The organism is Candidatus Nomurabacteria bacterium, from assembly GCA_023898625.1.
In the GTDB taxonomy this organism is placed as follows: domain Bacteria; phylum Patescibacteriota; class Saccharimonadia; order Saccharimonadales; family JAGQNJ01; genus HK-STAS-PATE-36.
Genome location: CP060231.1, coordinates 370,300 through 388,415, shown reverse-complemented (window position 1 = coordinate 388,415; position 18,116 = coordinate 370,300). Strand labels below are relative to the sequence as shown.

The following is an 18,116-nucleotide window of genomic DNA, read 5'->3' as shown; positions in this document are numbered from 1 at the left end:
TGATATCTCAACCTTTCATATACCATATAAGAATGGATCAAATATTTAAAGCTTATGATGTTCGCGGTAAGGTTGGTAGCGAGTTAACACCTGATGTTGTTAATAGTATTGGTAAAGCAGTTGCAAATTGGTTACCAACTAAAGGGTCTGTGGCGGTTGGGAGAGACATGCGCCCAGACTCTGAGGAGCTAGCTAAAGCTATGATTAACGGTCTAGTTAATCAAGGTCGTGACGTTATTGATGTCGGCCAAGTTACTAGTGATATGATTTACTTTTCAGCAGGATTTTATAACCTTGCTGGAGGAATTATGATTACAGCTAGCCATAATCCAGGGGAGTATAACGGAATTAAGTTCTGTGGCGAACAAGCCAAACCAATCGGCATTGAATCTGGACTGGCAGAAATACGCGACCTAGCAATAACTAATACTTGGCAAGCAAAACCAGAAGGCACTATTTCGCAGAAAGATGTTATAAACGACTGGCTAAATCATGTCTTGAGTTTTATTGATATCGATAAGCTCAAACCCCTGAAGGTTATCATCGATGCCGGCAACGGAATGGCCGGAAAAATAATACCCCACCTGGAACCCCGTTTGCCTCTTGAGGTTACCGAAATGTACTTTGAGCTCGACGGAACATTTCCTAATCATATCGCCAATCCTATCGAACCAGCCAATATTCAAGACTTAATTAACCGCGTAAAAACAGAGAATGCCGACGTTGGTGTGGCTTTTGATGGTGATGGCGACCGTGCAGTTCTGATTGATGAGAACGGACATGCTATTAGTGGCACAGCTCTTACGGCCATGCTAGCTGATTTCTTTCTGCAACAAGACCCTAATCAAACAATTCTTTATAACGCCACATGTGGCTGGATTGTTCCAGAAATAGTGAAGAGTTACGGAGGAACCGCCATTCGCACTAAAGTAGGTCACTCGTACATAAAGGCAGAAATGCGCAAACACAATGCTATTTTTGCTGGAGAAAGTAGTGGTCATTATTATTTTAGAGATAATTACAACGCTGATTCGGGCCTAATTGCCTGTGTTGTTGCGTTGTATGTTCTATCTATCAGTAACAAACCCCTGTCTAGTCTTGTAAGTCAGTTTAATAAATATCACCATATTGCCGAAACCAACTTTGAAGTTAAAGACAAACAAGCCATGATCACAAGAATATCCAAGCTATTTAAAGATAACAAACAAGATACGTTGGATGGATTGACAGTTTGGTTTGATGACGCCTGGATTAATATTCGGCCCAGCAATACCGAACCAATTCTACGACTCAATATTGAAGCCAAAACCAAAGACAAACTTAATCAGCTTGTTGACAAAGTCACTACGCACATCAAAAATTAATCACTTCATAATTGGTATAATTTACTTATGCAGAAGATTCTAGTAACTGGAGGTTGTGGGTTTATCGGATCAAACTTTGTGCATTATCTTGCAAAAGAGCGTCCAAATATTCATATAACCGTGCTCGATGCTTTAACATATGCAGGCAATCAAAAAAACATATCAAACCTTGACCCCAAACAACTGACTTTTGTTCATGGTAATATCTGTAATCAGACCCTGGTGGACAAACTAGTTTCCGAAACCGATGCCATAGTTCATTTTGCTGCTGAATCGCATAATGATAATTCTTTGTTTGATCCAAAACCATTTCTGGATACAAATATTGTTGGAACCTACACCCTGCTTGAAGCAGTTCGCAAACACGATAAGCGTTTTCACCATATTTCTACAGATGAAGTCTATGGGGATTTAGAGCTGGACGACCCTGCCAAATTCACCCCTAATACTCCCTATAATCCATCAAGCCCTTACTCAAGCACTAAAGCAGGCTCTGATTTATTGGTACGAGCTTGGGTAAGGAGTTTCGGGGTTAAAGCTACGATTTCTAATTGTTCTAATAACTATGGCCCCTACCAACATGTTGAAAAATTCATTCCACGCCAAATTACCGAAATTATCGAGGGTCGCAAACCTAAGCTATATGGTGATGGGAAAAACGTTAGGGACTGGATCCATGCCGAAGATCACTCCTCGGGAGTTTTAAGAATACTTGAAAACGGCAAGATTGGTGAAACTTACCTTATTGGAGCAAACGGTGAGCAAAACAATAAGGCTGTTATCGAACAGATTCTTACAATCATGGGCAAACCAAAAGACGACTATGATCATGTCACTGATCGTCCCGGGCATGATCTACGTTATGCTATTGATAACTCAAAGATCGTCAACGAACTTGGCTGGAAACCAAAGTTCACTGATTTTGAGCAAGGCCTTAGAGAGACTATTAAGTGGTATGAACAAAACGAAAAATGGTGGAAGCCTCAAAAAAATATCACAGAATCTAAATATCAAAAATCTGGTCATAGATCTTAGAAACAGTACTCCATAGCTAAATTTATTTCGGTTCTAACATAATGAAAAACCTTTTAGCCAACATCTAATTGAAGGTAATCAAATAAAAGAAGGTGGACATTAATGTATACTATTGCCATATGTCGAGTGAAATAAAAGTTACTGAATCACCTATCACAGGGCTATTTGTTATTGATTTAGTTGTATATGGCGACAATAGGGGCTGGTTCAAAGAAAATTATCAAAAAACAAAAATGGAAGCTCTTGGGCTACCTGCATTTGATATTGTTCAAAATAATTTTTCCTACAACGAAAAGGTTGGGGTTACGCGTGGACTTCATGCTGAACCTTGGGAAAAATTTATTTCAGTAGCTAACGGAAGAGTTTTTGGTGCATGGGTAGATCTACGCAAAGGATCTAGTTATGGAAAAGTGTTTACTGCTGAAATTACTCCAAATATAGCAATCTTCGTTCCACGAGGAGTTGCTAACGGCTACCAAACTCTTGAAGAAAATGTAACATACACATACTTGGTCAATGATCACTGGTCACCTAACTCAAAATACACCCTAATAAATCTATTCGATCCAGCCCTTGATATCAAATGGCCGATAGCACAGAAGCATGCAATCGTGTCTGAAAAAGACCTCAGTCACCCATTTCTTAAAGATACTTTAGAAATATAATTAACATAATCAATTTCTATATTCACGTTATTATCGCTACTTGACTCGCTATAATAACGTGATTTATACTAGCTGATATGATAGATCGCAATTTGGAACCACATCTTATTAATGCTATAAGTGAGGGATTTGTTACCGTGCTATATGGCGCACGACAAGTAGGCAAAACTACTCTCTCGAAAAAACTATTGACCAGTTCACAAAATGGCTTGTATCTTAACTGTGATGACCCAGTAATTGTCCGACAACTACAAAATCAATCGCTCAATAACTTGCAACGACTTCTTAGCAACACAGATTTGGTTGTTATTGATGAAGCACAGCGTGTAGAAAACATCGGCCTAACCGCCAAACTTATCCACGACAACCTACCAAATATAAAATTACTCCTTACCGGTAGCTCTAGCCTAGATCTAGCTAACAAAACCAAAGAACCTCTGACTGGCAGATCTGTCGAGCTATTGCTTTACCCACTCGGACTCAAAGAAGTGTCAAAAAATCTACTGTCAGGGAATAATAATCTCGAGAGATTACTGATACATGGTGGGTATCCTGGGTTGTGGGGCATGAACCTAGAAGACTCAGCTAACAGAGCTAGAGATATAGCTAATCGATATCTGTACAAAGATTCTTTTGCACTGGGCACAATATACGACCAGACCGTTATCGACAACCTGTTGAGGTTGTTAGCTCATCAAATAGGCAATGAGGTCAGCTACAGTGAACTGGCAACACATTTAGAAATCAGTAAAGAAACTGTCATGCGCTATATCGACTTGCTAGAAAAGGCCTTCATAGTCTTTAGACGCCCTCAATACCGCAAGAACCAAAGATCTCTGATTGGCAGACTAAGAAAAGTGTATTTTTATGATCTTGGTATGCGCAATGCGCTTATAGATGATTTTAGAGATCTCCATCTGCGAAACGATGTTGGTCAACTCTGGGAGAATTTTGTATTAGTAGAGCGACTTAAATTGCATCAGAACGAACAAAAATTCGTACGTAGCTACTACTGGCGTTCACGCGATAGGCAAGAAATTGACCTTATAGAGGAGGTCGCCCAAGAGACTCATGCCTATGAATGTAAATGGAAAAAACAATCCAAAATACCAGCCGGTTTTAGATCGTCATACCCTAGCGTAAGCACGGAATTTATCACTAAGGAGAATTATTGGGACTACATATGAAAGAAACAGATATTTTCATAGTGGGGGCGAATGGGCAATTGGGTACAGCACTACGGCAAAAATACCCTAATGCCAAGTCCGCCGATTCCGATACTTTAGATATAACAGATAGAAAGTCCGTAGAAAACTACGATTGGTCTGGCATAAAAGTGCTGATTAACTCTGCGGCTTATACCAATGTCAATGGAGCTGAAACACCCAAAGGAAGGACTGCTACTTGGGCGGTTAATGCTACGGCTGTTGGAAATCTAGCCCAGGTTGCGAGACAAAATAATATTACGCTTGTTCATATCTCTACAGACTATGTGTTTGATGGCACGATCACTCCTCACTTAGAAGACGAACCTTTTAGCCCCCTTAGTGTATACGGAGCTAGCAAGGCATCAGGTGATTTATTGGTCTCAACTTTACAAAACTACTATATACTGCGCACGTCATGGGTAATCGGCGAAGGCAAAAACTTTGTGCGCACCATGCTCGATCTAGCTCATAAAGGCATTAATCCATCCGTTGTAAATGATCAGATTGGCAGACTTACCTTCACTGGCGAACTGGTTAAAGCTATTGATTTCATATTGTCAACGAAAGCGCCGTTCGGTACCTACAATATAACAAATGATGGACAATCAACGTCATGGGCAGAAATCACTAAAACTATATATAGGCTATCAAATCTAACTAATACTGTGACTGGTGTGTCAACAAAAGACTATTATAAAGATAAACAAGGTATTGCTCCACGTCCACTACAAAGTGAACTATCGCTGGATAAAATTAAATCGCTTGGATACAAACCACAACCTTGGCTAGAGGCTCTAAAAGAATACCTAACTAAAAATCCTGGTAATTAATTATTGTTTGTTTTGGCGTTTGCGTTTGTTATGGTCGAGCTCTTTTTTGCGCAAGCGTAAATTCTTAGGTGTGACTTCTAGAAGTTCGTCTTTTTCAATAAAGTCCAGGCATTGTTCCAAGCTTAAAATAGTTGGGGGAGTTAGTTGCACGACCCCATCAGAAGAAGAGCTCCTCATGTTTGTTAAATGTTTTGCCTTGCAAACATTCATTTCTAGATCGTCCTGGCGCTTATTTAAACCTACTATTTGCCCAGCATAAACCTTTTCAGCAGGACCAACAAAAACCTCTCCTCGATCCTCAGCCATTTGCAAGGCATACGGTGTTGTCGTGCCAGTTTCAAAAGCCACTAATACACCATTTCTTATTTGTTGTATATCAGCACCTAGTTCCTGATAGCCAATCATCAAACTATTCATCACAATAGTGCCCTTAGTTTTAGTAATTAAAATGTTACGCAAACCAAGCAAAGCCCGCGTTGGCAACTTGTACACCAACTTCGTAACACCTTTAGGACTAGCAAACTGTTCCACCAACTCAGCTCGACGAGCACCTAGTTCCATCTGAACAGCACCGACATATTCTGCTGGAACTTCAATTAATAATTCTTCGAGAGGTTCTTCAATTTGCCCATCTTTTTCGCGCGTAACCACCTGGGGGCGTCCCACCTCGAATTCATAACCTTCACGGCGCATGGTTTCTATCAAAACACTAAGATGTAATTCTCCCCTGCCCGACACCAAAAAGCCAATTCCCTGATCTTCAACCCTCAAACCAACATTAATCTCTAGTTCCTTATTTAAACGTTCTCCAATTTGCCTAGAAGTGCTGAACTCGCCTTCAGTGCCTTTAAACGGCGAGGTATTTGGCCCTAGATAAATCTTTAGAGTCGGCTCTTCAATTTCTAACACTGGCAAAGCTTCCGGCGCATCAACATCGGCAACCGTTTCACCAATTTGAGCATCTGCAATACCGGTTATCTGCACAATATCACCGGCGATTCCCTTAGAAACCTCAAATTTACTAACTCCCTGGCTCATAAAAACATTATCTACTTTGGCTTTAGCAATTGAGCCGTCTTTCTTACACAAAGATACTTGACCACCTGCGCCAATAGACCCTCTGGTAATGCGTCCGATAGCATACTTACCCTTATAGCTATCCCAGGCAAGTGCCGTAACTAACATTTGAAAAGGTTTATCTAATTCAACAACTGGTGCCGGAATTTGATCAATTATAGCTTTAAATATTGGTTCTAGATCTGTATTAGCCCCGACATCATCTGGTATGTCATCCCAGGCTTTTCCTTCACGTCCAATTGCGTAGTATACCGGGTAGTGCAGTTGGTCTTCATGAACAGCCAATTCTAAAAATAAATCAGCCAGTTCGTCTTCAACTTCTTTAATGCGACTGCCTGGTTTATCTATTTTGTTGATAATAACAATTGGTTTTAGCTCTGAAGCCAAGGCCTTGCCAAGAACAAATTTAGTTTGAGGCATAGGGCCCTCTTGAGCGTCAACGATCAAAATACATCCATCGGCCATATTCAATGTTCGCTCAACCTCACCTGAAAAATCGGCATGTCCCGGAGTATCAATAATGTTAATTCGGTAATCACCGTGCTGAACGGCCGTAACCTTTGCCGTGATGGTGATGCCACGCTCTCGCTCTTGGTCACCACTATCCATAATCAGCTCTTGACTCATTTCTGCCTGATTTTCCCTGAAAGTATGCGACTGTTTGAGTAATCCGTCTACCAAAGTTGTCTTACCATGATCAACATGAGCAATAATAGCAATGTTACGGATTTTGTTTGAATCTTGGTTTACGTTTGTATCCATTTAATTTTCCTTATTCATTTATAAAAGTCAGTGCGTAGCCCACTCGACCGGCTCGTCCAGCTCGACCAATCCGATGAGTGTAATCGTCGTAAGTTTGAGGAACACTATAATTTATAACATGCGTAATGTCCTTGACGTCAATACCCCGAGCCGCAACATCCGTTGCTACTAATATATTCACTTCGTTATCTTTAAACCGCAACAAAGCTCGCTGTCTTTGGCGTTGATTTTTCCCGCCATGAATAACATCTGCTTTGAAACCTCTTGTAACCAACTCGTTACCAAGTTTTTCGACATTTCGTTGAGTTTCATCAAACACAATAATTTTCTCTGCCTCATCTTTTATTAAGATATCGTGTAGTCTGTCAATTTTATCGCTAGAATTACCTATACGCACCACATCCTGATGAACATTATCACTAGTGTCGCTTGTTTTATGTTTGACCATTATAGGGTTGTTCGAAAAATTCTCGATTAACCCCTCTACCCTCTTGTCGATTGTAGCCGAGAAAAATAACGACAGCCTATCTTTTGGAAGCTGGTTCATTATGGTTGTTATATCTGGCAAGAATCCCATGTCTAACATCCTGTCGACCTCATCTAAAACTACCATATTAAATCTGCCCAATTTTAAGCTACTGCGCTCTAAATGATCTTTAATTCGTCCGGGCGTACCAATCACTACCGAAGGATTAAGTCTTAAATCTCGTAGCTGTCGCCCAATACTAGATCCACCAATTAATAATGCACCCCGCAAACCACTACCGTTTGCGATAGACTCCATCTCTAACTCTATTTGCTCGGCAAGTTCACGAGTTGGGGCAACAATTAATACCCTAGACTCCCTATCAATAATAAGTTTATTCAATACTGGAACTGCAAAAGATGCCGTCTTTCCAGTACCGGTATTGGCTATACCGATAATATCATTACCTTCCAAAGCTAGTGGGATTGTTTGATCTTGGATAGGTGACGGGATCTCATATCCCTTAGCACGGAGATTGTTCTTTAGTAGATCAATCATATTAAAATCATCAAACTTATGTATAGCTTGATATTGATCAGCACTAACAGGTTGAGCTTCTTTAATGAAACGCTCAGGATTGATATATTGACCTCGATATCGTTTTTTGGGTTGTTTATACATCTTTGTGCTTCGAGATCGTCTGTGATTATTTTTTGTGTATGGCATGTAAGTAAAATCCTTTATTTTACGGCATTAAATAATGCCTTTATAGTTAATGATGCAGTGATTGTCATTAATGAAACCAAAGTACAAAACACTAACTACCAGGATTCACTCTTAAACTAATAACTTGATCAAAATTGTAACAGATTTGAGCACAAGCGTCAACTATCTGTGGAGGTTCATATGATGAGCGCTACTTCTTTACTTTTAATTTTAGATAAATCTTCATCAGTAGACAGGTGTCTTAATTTCTGATGCTACACCTCAGTAATTGCTGTATAATTATGACCATGAAAAATGCAGTTCTCGTCCCTGGTCGCCCCGACAAAGATCAGCATTACGATCCAAATCTGCCGAGTAACAGCCAAAACTATTGGTTCGCCTGGTTACAGCGCCAGTTAATTCTTAAAGATATCCATGCTGTTTCTATTGAACCGCCGTTTCCGTTTCGGCCTCGTTACGACGAATGGAAGAAAGAGTTTGAACGATTCGATATCACACCTGAAACGATACTTGTAGGCCACAGTTGTGGTGGCGGCTTCTTGATTCGCTATCTGAGCGAGCATAAAGATTCGAAAGTTGGTAAAGTTGTTCTCGTTGCCCCGTGGACTAATCCGTTGAATTATGAAGTATCGGACACTGCTGATTTCTTTGACTTTACTATCGATTCTGATTTTCCATCGCATACAGCCGGAGTGACCGTATTCATATCAAGCGACGATGAACCAAGCGTAGTAAAGACAGTCGAGATTCTGAAAGAAGAGGTCAAAGACATAGAATATCGGGAATATACTGATAGTGGGCATTTTAGGACAACTGAGTTTCCAGAGCTACTCGAGGAATGTAAGTCATAAACATAAGACCTACAGTTATTAAAGTACCCTGTTATGGCGATGCAAATACAATGTTCACTTGTTTGAAGCAATAGGCTACAAAGTAACTAAAAGCAAGAGTACAAACAATTATTCCTTACAAAAATGTGTAAAAACACTCTATTATTCCTTTGAATAATGTGTCAAGATTATGCAGTAAGGAGTTTGTGCTATGAAGAGAAAACTCATGCAATCAATTAGTGTAGCTTTATTTCGTTTTTATTTTCAGCAAAATCGTGCAATAGTGCACCTAGGAGTGTCTGGTAGGGTATATTGCTACGCTTTGCTTTGGCCTTAATCTTAATTAGATCAGCTTGCTTGACACGCAAAGTAATGGGCTTGCTGGCCTGTAACTCAATGTGGCGTTTTGCGGCTAACTCAGCCTGCTTTTTTACCTCTTCAAAGTCCTTAACTGATTCAAATTCACCTCGCTCCAGAGAAGCTTCTAGAGCTTGCTCTTCCTCGTCCAAAACTAGGTTGGCATATGGGTCAAATGTATTACTCATGCTTATCTCCTTACATATATTTACGCTTTAAAACTCTACTGGGATATACTGTTTTTAAAAATATTTCTTTGGTTTGTGGGTTAACAACATACGGGACAGCATAGACGTATGCACGAATGCGTACCACATATACTCGCTGATGAGAGTGCGCTTTATTCGGATGGGCAATATCGTCAAGTAAGTTACCCTCTTTGATAGCTAAGATAATCTCATCAAACCCAATACCTCGCACGGCTTTTAACAATTGATTCTTCTCTTCGTTAAAGGATATATCAAAAGCCATGCCTATATTATATATAATGTACATCTATTGTCAATACATAGATATTCTTACCTTCATTAGCATGGATGCGATTGTCAGTATGTCAGGCTACCTTATTCTGCAACACCTTGTCTCTGTCCAGCGAAGCTGGCAAGAGGCTGGTAGCGTCAACAAATATACGATGCTTAAACGAATGTCAGGTCTTCATAGGTACGTTTGTCTGATCGATAAGTTCACTATGACACTGTTGGTTATTGCGGACTTTTCGCAAAAAAACGACTATGGCTAATGTCATAGTGTCGACAGACTAACGATGCATTCTTGCCATGTGACCGGTAATAGTCCCCAAGACAAATATTGCTTAGCTTCTTTGTTTAAACTAACGGTTGGTTTAATACTTCCTAGTTTGGGCACTAATACCCCAATACGAGTTTGTGTGCCTGTATGTCTCATACGCTCTCCTTCCAGATACTTAATTGTATTCTAGAAGTGGCGCTTATCTATCTGAACCTGAGCATGCATGTTAAAATAATAAACAGCAAAACGGAGATATAGAACTATATGAAAGGTGTTATTTTAGCAGGTGGTAGTGGAACGCGACTGCATCCAATTACACAAGGCATCAGCAAACAACTTATACCAATTTACGACAAGCCAATGATTTATTATCCTTTATCCACCCTAATGATGGCGGGCATTAAAGACATATTAATCATCACTACACCTCATGATCAGGATCAGTTTAAGCGTTTGCTAGGCGATGGATCTAGCTGGGGAATTAAGCTGGATTACGCCGTGCAACCATCTCCTGATGGCTTGGCTCAAGCTTTTATTATCGGCGAAGATTTTATTGGCAACGACAAAGTGGCCCTTGTGCTTGGGGACAACATATTTCACGGAGCAGAATTAGATGAATCTCTCAAAAACTGTACCGACCCAGATGGCGGTATTGTTTTTGCTTATCAAGTATCTGACCCAGAACGGTACGGGGTTGTTGAGTTTGAAGCGAGCATGCAAGCTAAATCTATTGAAGAAAAGCCATCAAACCCTAAAAGTAACTATGCTGTTGTGGGCTTGTATTTTTATGACAATAGCGTGGTAGATATTGCTAAAAACATCAAACCTAGCGCTCGTGGTGAACTAGAAATCACATCTATTAATGAGGAATACTTAAGACAAGGAAAGCTAAAGGTTACTACTCTTGATGATGGCGATGTCTGGTTAGATACTGGGACAATCAACAGCCTTAGCGACGCTACTGATTATGTGCGTGTACTCCAAAACCGAACAGGGCAAATCATTGGAAGTCCAGAAAAAATTGCCTATGAACAAGGCTTCATTAATAATAATCAACTCCAAAAGCTAGCAGAACCTCTAAAAAAATCCGGTTACGGCAAATATCTTAACAAATAACCAGGCACCCTTAAAAAAACTGCATAAGATTTGTTGGTTTTACACAAAATTACTGTACTTACTACAAAGGTAAAGTAAACAATATAGTCACATATAAATGCCTTAATTTTATGAATCGTAAGAATAATTAATCGATAAGTTTACGGTGTATAATTACATGGATGCCGCGCAAACATAGCACAAATAAAACAATAACAACAATTAAAGACCTCCTCTCTGGGCCATCTTTTTATGTATTGTTCGCTAGTTTATTTTATGCAATTAGGAGTATTAGATACATTATCAAGCCCCAACTATATGCAGAAGATGGTGCTGTTTGGTTGGCGGATGGCTTTAATTTAGGCATAAAGTCACTATTTATTCCCCTAAATGGTTTCTCTCATCTATTCGAACGCTTGTTTGGCCTAATGGTAGTAAAGCTACCACTAATGTGGGCTCCTTTTTTGTTTAACCTAACTGCGTTCGGATTATTCTGTTTGACCGTTTATTACTTATACACACCACGAACCAAAATACTTACAACAAATTTTGAACGAATATTTGTTTTAGCTTCTTTGTGCTTGATAGCCAATGTTGATGAATTTTTCTTTAATTTTTCTAACTCAATATTTTTACTAGGCATTGTTGGGATACTATTAATCGTTGTGCGCAAATCAAGCATTAAAATAGTCAACTATTTAGAGACTATGTTCTTTATAGTTATTTGCTTAACCCTGCCTTTCGCTTGGCTTTATTTTGGCATCCTGTTGATTAATCGTTTTTACTATCATAAAAAACAAGTATATCTGTTAGTAATCGCTACGCTTGGTTCAATTGTGCAATTATTAGCCTATTTAAATAGAGATGACACAAGATCTTCGATAAGCATACTTGCATTATTCTCAAAAAATACAATTTTAGAAATATATAATCAAATATTAATACCAGCAATCACCTTTACTAGATTAGATATTAATCCAGATGTGCCTTTGAGTGTAGCAAAAGTAGCGCTATTGATTTTGGTATTTTTATCGTCAATTACGATTGCTATAATAGTATTTTTCAAAAGTAACCACCAAACTAAACTATTATTTCTATTCATTGCTGGAATAACATTTGCAATCCTACGAAGCCCCTTGGTTCAATTACAATCAACTGATGAAATATTAAACTTTATGGCAAATGCTAAATTTGGCGACAGATATTTTGTTTATGGAATCCTTGGAATATCGATAGCCTTCGCTAAATTTGGAAGCATGTATATACCAAAACCCTTTAGGTTATATGCATTAAGTGTGTTTATTTCTGTCGGAATGGCAACGTCGATATATACAAACTCTTTTATGATTAATAAAGGTTTTGTAGACCTTACAAAAGAATATTCAAAAGGGGTAGAGCAACTTCAGACAGTTGATATGTCAAAACAAGATGTTGTTATTCCAATAAACCCAGGAGGTGGGTGGATAATACGATTTAGCATAATTGATCCCCAGAATCATGGATACTAATAATAACTACTCTACGACTCTATGTTTGGTATTCTCACGAAAAACTGTCTTAGAATATAATATATAGTTCCAAAACATCCCGACCAAAACTGCAGTAACTTTGGCCATATTAACAGCTAGCTGATGTTCATACCCATCCAATCCAAAACTAGACACTAAATTTAATAAACTATGTAATAGGTTCATGTAAATTGGGGTCATGATAGCGATAACAACAGTCTGTACAACCACGACACTTATTCCAGTAACAATAAAGAACTTAGCAAATGACTGTAAAGACGGAGGCGAATGATGTCTGAAAACAAAAATATGGTTTAAATAATAAGAAACCACAACTCCAACACAAACCGAAACAACATTCGCTACCAATACTGGTATATGCGCAACAAATGCTAATAGATTTAACAGCAAAAAGTCTAGTGTGGTATTAAAAAAACCTACACAAATAAATCGAGCAAATCGGACTTCAAATATTCTCAATACCATGCCTACGTATTATAATGTATCTGCTAGACTATAGTAATATGAAACTTGGAATATCAATCCCCACCTATAATGAGGCAAAAAACATCGATAAACTGCTAAGCAATATAAAAAGTACTCTTTCTAACCAAAAAAATACTAAAACAATAATTGTAGTGGTTGACGACAGCTCGCCCGACAATACGGGAAAAGTTGTAGAAAAGTTTGCTAAATTACATGGTACAAATAATTTTCGCGTTCTATTATTAACCCGTAAAGTTAAAGATGGGTTTGGTAAGGCTTGTATAGCTGGATTTAATAAGTTGCTAGATGAAAAAGTAGACTATATTCTACAAATGGATGCCGATCTCTCGCATAACCCAAAGTACATACCGAAGTTCATTGATTCAGCTAGATCTGGGCATGACTTTATTGTTGCATCTAGATATATTTCGGGTGGTGGCACCCCAGATTGGCCACTTCATCGTCGGATACTTAGTAAATATGGTAACTTTTATGCTCGCTTTGTATTGAATAACAAAATTTCGGATTATACAGGCGGTTACAACCTATACAGCAGAGATTTACTTAGTAAAATTGATCTAAATAGTATTAACTCTACTGGATATGGTTTTTTAATTGAGTTAAAGTACAAAGCTCTACAAAATTGTATATCCGCAAAACAAATTCCCATAAACTTCCGAGACAGACAGCACGGTAAATCAAAAATTCCAAAAAACACGTTAATAAAAAACTTGATCTTAGTTCCAAAGCTAAAATTTAAAAGGGGTTTGTAATCTCCTTCTTGCTTATGGTATTATTACAAAGTTAATACCATACTGCTAAAACAATGTCAGCACAAAAATACAAAATCACTAATGCAATAACAAGTAAACCAAATCACAAGAAGTTGATACTGGTGTGTTTGGTGCTTATTGTCATAGTAGTAGTTGGCGTATTCTTGTTTTATAAGAAACAATCAAGCAACAAAAATAAAGATACCGCACAGATCACATCCGCTAAAACAGAAGTCATGAATCAGGACAACGACACTCAAGTTGATCAACCCAGTAGTAGTGAAGCTAAAACAAATAACTCTGTTAGCACCAACACGTCTGACCAAATCCCCAGAACAACGACTTCTAGCATTAAGATAGTTTCTGTTAATCAATCAAGTGGGCAAATCACAGTAGATGCTGAAACTAGTGGAGATAGTGGAGGAAAATGTGTTTTTTCGTTTACAACTACAGAAGATAAACCGGTTATTAGAGAAGTTGTGGTTTCTGGCAACAAATGTAACACCAGCATTCCAGAGGTAGAATTTACCAAGCTTGGAACATGGAACTTAACCGCAACCTATTATGTTAACGACAAAAAGGTAGAGGTCTCTCAGAATGTTACGATCAATTAAGTTTTCTTTTATCATTAGCCTGTTAGCTATTTTGGTGTTCCCCGTGACAGCAAATGCACTATCGGGAGCAGATTGGCGCGCAGGTAATATCATAGATGACAGCATTTTTTACAACAATGGCGATATGTCTGTTAGTAGCATACAAAACTTTATGAATAGCAAACTAAGTAGTTGTGATACCTGGGGAACAAAACCATCAGAGAAAGGTGGTGGCACAAGAGCACAATATGGAACAAGTAAAGGATATCCACCACCATACACCTGCCTAAAAGACTATTCTCAAAACGGTAAATCTTCCGCCCAGATCATTAAAGAGGCGGCGGACGCCAACCAAATTAGCCCGCGTGTATTGTTGGTGCTATTACAAAAAGAGCAGTCTCTTGTTACAGACGAATGGCCTTGGTCAATTCAATACAGAAGTGCTACGGGTTACGGTTGCCCCGATACCGCACCTTGTGATGCGCAGTACTATGGATTTACCAACCAAGTTAACAAAGCTGCGTGGCAGTTTAGACGTTACGCCACAAACCCTGGTAGCTATCGCTACAGGCCCTTCCAAAATAATTACATTCAATATAACCCAAATACCGCTTGTGGGGGTACAAATGTTTATATAGAAAACTATGCTACTGCTGGTTTATATAATTACACTCCTTATCAACCAAATGCTTCGGCCTTAAGTAACCTTTATGGTACGGGTGATGGTTGTGGTGCATATGGTAATCGCAACTTTTGGCGACTATTCAGGGATTGGTTTGGAGTAACACACATTACTGCAATACCCGGATGTCAAGAGGCGACTAATACTAGTCTTTCGTGCGTTTGGAAGGCTCAGTTATCAAACGGGTCAGAAAAGCTAACTACTGATTACGGGAGCATCAATCACTTCGTCAATTCTCAGGGTTTTGGCTACGGAGGTGTCAAATTCTATGCACGAAACCCCAACGCTCCTAAATCTGGCAACATACCCGTGTATGGAATGACAAAACCTAACGGTGAAACTTTCCTAACCACTAGTCTAGGCGAATACTCTGCCCTATCCGGCGCTTTCACTCCAAACTGGATAGCTTTTTATGCAGACCCACCAAACAGCAACAGCGGATATCCTGTTTACAGATTGTACAATAACAGCAACGGCCAGCACGTATGGACCACTAATCCTTATGGGTATCCATCTAGCTACACACAAGAAAGTACTCCATTTACCGCCCTAAGCCCCGTACAACAAGAAAAAGCTCCGCCAACAGGACAAAATCTAGTATATCGCTTTAGGGATATGCCAAACAATACTCATTTTTGGACAACTGATGTTAATGAACGTGATTCTATGATTAGATCCGGTTACGCTTACGATGGCGTTGCTTGGACAAGCCTAAAGACACAACCCGGAAAACCTATATATAGGCTATACAGCCCTGGCCTAAAACAACATTTATTCACTACTGATTGGAGTGAGGTGCATAATATTTCAACAAACCATGGTTGGATCTATGAAGGTATTTCAATGTATGCATCTACTAGCGGCAAACCAGTCTTCCGTCTATATAGACCTCAAACTGGTGAACATCTATACACAAATGACGCAAACGAGCGTAACTTCTTGATTAGTCGTGGAATCTTTAATGATGAAGGAATTGGCTGGTATCAGCCACAATAAATCTACTCAATTATCTAGATTATTGGGTTTACGCTTAGGGATATCGTAAAAGGCGTCTTCTTTTGATAAATTTGGATTGATGTTGGGGTCGTGCTGAATGTACTTTTGCCACTGTTTTTTAAACTTCTCTTGGGCTTGCTTCATTTCTTTTGTGTCCCGTTTTTTAATTTCTTCTGGGGAGCCAACACTTATTGACTCGTGGTGCAATAATCTAACATGTGGGGTGTAAACATTAAGATACCCTATTTCATGAATGCGCAAACATAGATCAACATCATTATATGTAACTCTATATGCCTCATCAAATCCCTTAATTTTGTCAAACAAAGACCTCTTAACCATCAAGCATGCCGCAGTAACAGCTGTAATATTATGTTTTGTGTTTATTAATAAGTGTTGAGTCTGTGTCATAGCCTGGCTTAGTGTCATCATTTGAAAAGAATTTGCTGCTACACCACCCAAACCTACGCCAACCCCAGCATGCTGAATTCGATAACCATCAGGGTAAAATAACAAACAACCCACCACACCAACCTCTTTACGTTGAGCGTCGCCCGCCATAATTTGTAGCCAATCTTTAGTAAGAACCTCTGTGTCATTGTTTAACATAACCAACAAATCCCCCCGGGCTTGCTTTGCACCTTCGTTACAACTACGGGCATAACTAAATGGCTGTTCTGTCCACTCTATCAACTTAAAATTATCGTGTTGCTTTTGGAGTCTGTCGTAATAATTCCATACCCTTCTATCGTCACTACCTGTATCAACTAACACTACCTCAAAATTATCATAAGTAGTCTTGTTATAGATTGAATCTATGCATCTTTTAAGTACTTTATACTGGTTCTTGCTAGGTATAACTATAGAAATTAGAGGGTTGTCTTTGACTGGATAAGTTACATTCCAGTAGCCGGGGTGTTTCATGTCTTGATTAACGCTAGCTGTTTTATAACCTCGCTCTGTCAAGTCGTCTACAATAGCTTTTTGTTGAGCCTTCACAACATAAGGCTTGGCTTCTGTTGTTTTAGCGGTAGAGTCATCATGTACGCGCCAGCTATAACAAATTTTTGGGATATGATGTATCCTATTTGTCTCACGACAAATTCTTAAGTACAAATCCCAATCTTGCGCCCCGTCATATTCTGATCGCTCTCCGCCAATCTTATCAAATAAACTCTTACGAATAACTGTAAAGTGAGTAAAGTAGTTTACGCTATGCATAAAGTCTGGGTTATAGTCTGGCTTAAACACATAGCCCAAATGATTGTGTGTATCCTCTGTAATTTTATCTTCATCTGTATAAATAAAATCTAATTTTTTGTCATTATTAAGTGCTTTGACCATCTCAAATAGGGCATTTGGCCACAGCAAATCATCATGGTCAAATATCCCAATAAATTCTCCTTTAGCCAGCCTTACGGCCTCATTGGTTGCGCCAGATATGCCAAGATTTTTAGGCAAGAATTTATAAATGAGTCTTTTTTCTTGTTTGGCGTAGTTCTTAATAAACTCTTTTACTTTTTTATCAGTTGAGCAATCATCTACAACAATAAGCTCCCAATTTTCGTAAACTTGCCCAAAAACCGAATCTAAACATTCTTGCAGGAATCGTAAGTTAGTGTTGTATGTTGGAACAATCACCGAAATCAACGGCTGATACCTTAGTTCAGCTAGCTCTTTTCGCATTTTTGCAATAGCAACAAAATCAGGAAAGTTAACCTCTAACCATCTTTCATAATTATTCTTATTATGTACTCTCAAATGTGGCGCAACATTGTTTAATATAACGCTTTTGAGATATTTATTTTTACCGACAACCTTCCTAGCCCCAACCACAGAATGATGAACCGCTTTTTTGACTACCTTCTTCACTTTCCCTCCATAACTTACTACATTATACTTTACTCACTCTTTAA

17 protein-coding genes are annotated in these 18,116 nt (G+C 38.8%); 11 read left to right on the top strand and 6 right to left on the bottom strand.

Annotation, left to right across the window (positions count from 1 at the left end; all coding sequences use genetic code 11):
* Positions 1-32 precede the first annotated feature (32 nt).
* The 5 genes from H6793_02015 to H6793_01995 all read left to right on the top strand — a co-directional run bounded on the left by H6793_02015 (position 33) and on the right by H6793_01995 (position 5,102).
* Positions 33-1,364 carry a phosphomannomutase/phosphoglucomutase gene (locus H6793_02015; protein USN95918.1) on the top strand — a complete coding sequence of 444 codons (1,332 nt, stop codon included), beginning with the start codon at positions 33-35 and terminating at the stop codon, positions 1,362-1,364.
* Positions 1,365-1,391: 27 nt separating this feature from the next.
* Entirely contained in the window at positions 1,392-2,399 is a 1,008-nt protein-coding gene (gene rfbB, locus H6793_02010; protein ID USN95917.1) for a dTDP-glucose 4,6-dehydratase, read from the top strand.
* Positions 2,400-2,518: 119 nt separating this feature from the next.
* A complete protein-coding gene (locus H6793_02005; GenBank protein USN95916.1) occupies positions 2,519-3,064 on the top strand; it encodes a dTDP-4-dehydrorhamnose 3,5-epimerase family protein in 546 nt (181 codons plus the stop codon).
* Positions 3,065-3,141: 77 nt separating this feature from the next.
* The gene (locus tag H6793_02000; GenBank protein ID USN95915.1) at positions 3,142-4,251 is read left to right on the top strand and encodes an ATP-binding protein; all 1,110 of its coding nucleotides are present in this window, start codon (positions 3,142-3,144) and stop codon (positions 4,249-4,251) included.
* Positions 4,248-5,102 carry an NAD(P)-dependent oxidoreductase gene (locus H6793_01995; protein USN95914.1) on the top strand — a complete coding sequence of 285 codons (855 nt, stop codon included), beginning with the start codon at positions 4,248-4,250 and terminating at the stop codon, positions 5,100-5,102. Before H6793_02000 ends, H6793_01995 begins: the two co-directional genes overlap by 4 nt.
* Here H6793_01995 and typA read toward each other — a convergent pair whose 3' ends face one another.
* A complete protein-coding gene (typA, locus tag H6793_01990; protein USN95913.1) occupies positions 5,103-6,941 on the bottom strand; it encodes a translational GTPase TypA in 1,839 nt (612 codons plus the stop codon).
* Positions 6,942-6,951: 10 nt separating this feature from the next.
* The gene (locus H6793_01985; GenBank protein USN95912.1) at positions 6,952-8,133 is read right to left on the bottom strand and encodes a DEAD/DEAH box helicase; all 1,182 of its coding nucleotides are present in this window, start codon (positions 8,131-8,133) and stop codon (positions 6,952-6,954) included.
* A gap of 287 nt (positions 8,134-8,420) precedes the next feature.
* On the opposite strand from H6793_01985, the gene H6793_01980 reads away from it, so the two are divergent.
* Positions 8,421-8,984, top strand: a complete 564-nt coding sequence (locus H6793_01980) for an alpha/beta hydrolase (GenBank protein ID USN95911.1) — start codon at positions 8,421-8,423, stop codon at positions 8,982-8,984.
* 215 nt (positions 8,985-9,199) lie between these two features.
* Here H6793_01980 and H6793_01975 read toward each other — a convergent pair whose 3' ends face one another.
* Together H6793_01975 and H6793_01970 are read right to left on the bottom strand one after the other, a co-directional pair.
* The gene (locus H6793_01975) at positions 9,200-9,508 is read right to left on the bottom strand and encodes a hypothetical protein (protein USN95910.1); all 309 of its coding nucleotides are present in this window, start codon (positions 9,506-9,508) and stop codon (positions 9,200-9,202) included.
* Positions 9,509-9,518: 10 nt separating this feature from the next.
* Entirely contained in the window at positions 9,519-9,791 is a 273-nt protein-coding gene (locus H6793_01970; GenBank protein USN95909.1) for a toxin, read from the bottom strand.
* Between the two features lie 540 nt (positions 9,792-10,331).
* Here H6793_01970 and rfbA point away from each other — a divergent pair.
* On the top strand, positions 10,332-11,183 hold the full coding sequence (gene rfbA, locus H6793_01965) for a glucose-1-phosphate thymidylyltransferase RfbA (protein ID USN95908.1): 852 nt from the start codon (positions 10,332-10,334) through the stop codon (positions 11,181-11,183).
* A gap of 161 nt (positions 11,184-11,344) precedes the next feature.
* Complete coding sequence (locus H6793_01960; protein ID USN95907.1) at positions 11,345-12,670, top strand: hypothetical protein; 1,326 nt, start codon at positions 11,345-11,347, stop codon at positions 12,668-12,670.
* Between the two features lie 6 nt (positions 12,671-12,676).
* Here H6793_01960 and H6793_01955 read toward each other — a convergent pair whose 3' ends face one another.
* Positions 12,677-13,156 carry a GtrA family protein gene (locus H6793_01955; GenBank protein USN95906.1) on the bottom strand — a complete coding sequence of 160 codons (480 nt, stop codon included), beginning with the start codon at positions 13,154-13,156 and terminating at the stop codon, positions 12,677-12,679.
* Between the two features lie 38 nt (positions 13,157-13,194).
* Here H6793_01955 and H6793_01950 point away from each other — a divergent pair, with 38 nt between their 5' ends.
* From H6793_01950 to H6793_01940, 3 genes are read left to right on the top strand one after another with little or no spacing between them, the layout of a single operon-like run.
* Positions 13,195-13,929, top strand: a complete 735-nt coding sequence (locus H6793_01950) for a polyprenol monophosphomannose synthase (GenBank protein ID USN95905.1) — start codon at positions 13,195-13,197, stop codon at positions 13,927-13,929.
* 53 nt (positions 13,930-13,982) lie between these two features.
* Positions 13,983-14,543 (top strand): hypothetical protein, encoded by a 561-nt coding sequence (locus H6793_01945; protein ID USN95904.1) that lies wholly within the window; start codon positions 13,983-13,985, stop codon positions 14,541-14,543.
* The gene (locus tag H6793_01940) at positions 14,527-16,200 is read left to right on the top strand and encodes a hypothetical protein (protein ID USN95903.1); all 1,674 of its coding nucleotides are present in this window, start codon (positions 14,527-14,529) and stop codon (positions 16,198-16,200) included. Before H6793_01945 ends, H6793_01940 begins: the two co-directional genes overlap by 17 nt.
* Positions 16,201-16,206: 6 nt before the next feature.
* Here the strand turns inward: H6793_01940 and H6793_01935 are convergent, their stop codons facing one another.
* The gene (locus H6793_01935; GenBank protein USN95902.1) at positions 16,207-18,072 is read right to left on the bottom strand and encodes a glycosyltransferase family 2 protein; all 1,866 of its coding nucleotides are present in this window, start codon (positions 18,070-18,072) and stop codon (positions 16,207-16,209) included.
* Positions 18,073-18,116 lie beyond the last annotated feature (44 nt).

Excerpts from the sequence above, each read along its gene's own strand:
- H6793_02015 (USN95918.1), top strand. The coding sequence starts at position 33 with ATGGATCAAATATTTAAAGCTTATGATGTTCGCGGTAAGGTTGGTAGC.
- rfbB (USN95917.1), top strand. The coding sequence starts at position 1,392 with ATGCAGAAGATTCTAGTAACTGGAGGTTGTGGGTTTATCGGATCAAAC.
- H6793_02005 (USN95916.1), top strand. The coding sequence starts at position 2,519 with ATGTCGAGTGAAATAAAAGTTACTGAATCACCTATCACAGGGCTATTT.
- H6793_02000 (USN95915.1), top strand. The coding sequence starts at position 3,142 with ATGATAGATCGCAATTTGGAACCACATCTTATTAATGCTATAAGTGAG.
- H6793_01995 (USN95914.1), top strand. The coding sequence starts at position 4,248 with ATGAAAGAAACAGATATTTTCATAGTGGGGGCGAATGGGCAATTGGGT.
- typA (USN95913.1), bottom strand. The coding sequence starts at position 6,941 with ATGGATACAAACGTAAACCAAGATTCAAACAAAATCCGTAACATTGCT.
- H6793_01985 (USN95912.1), bottom strand. The coding sequence starts at position 8,133 with ATGCCATACACAAAAAATAATCACAGACGATCTCGAAGCACAAAGATG.
- H6793_01980 (USN95911.1), top strand. The coding sequence starts at position 8,421 with ATGAAAAATGCAGTTCTCGTCCCTGGTCGCCCCGACAAAGATCAGCAT.
- H6793_01975 (USN95910.1), bottom strand. The coding sequence starts at position 9,508 with ATGAGTAATACATTTGACCCATATGCCAACCTAGTTTTGGACGAGGAA.
- H6793_01970 (USN95909.1), bottom strand. The coding sequence starts at position 9,791 with ATGGCTTTTGATATATCCTTTAACGAAGAGAAGAATCAATTGTTAAAA.
- rfbA (USN95908.1), top strand. The coding sequence starts at position 10,332 with ATGAAAGGTGTTATTTTAGCAGGTGGTAGTGGAACGCGACTGCATCCA.
- H6793_01960 (USN95907.1), top strand. The coding sequence starts at position 11,345 with ATGCCGCGCAAACATAGCACAAATAAAACAATAACAACAATTAAAGAC.
- H6793_01955 (USN95906.1), bottom strand. The coding sequence starts at position 13,156 with ATGGTATTGAGAATATTTGAAGTCCGATTTGCTCGATTTATTTGTGTA.
- H6793_01950 (USN95905.1), top strand. The coding sequence starts at position 13,195 with ATGAAACTTGGAATATCAATCCCCACCTATAATGAGGCAAAAAACATC.
- H6793_01945 (USN95904.1), top strand. The coding sequence starts at position 13,983 with ATGTCAGCACAAAAATACAAAATCACTAATGCAATAACAAGTAAACCA.
- H6793_01940 (USN95903.1), top strand. The coding sequence starts at position 14,527 with ATGTTACGATCAATTAAGTTTTCTTTTATCATTAGCCTGTTAGCTATT.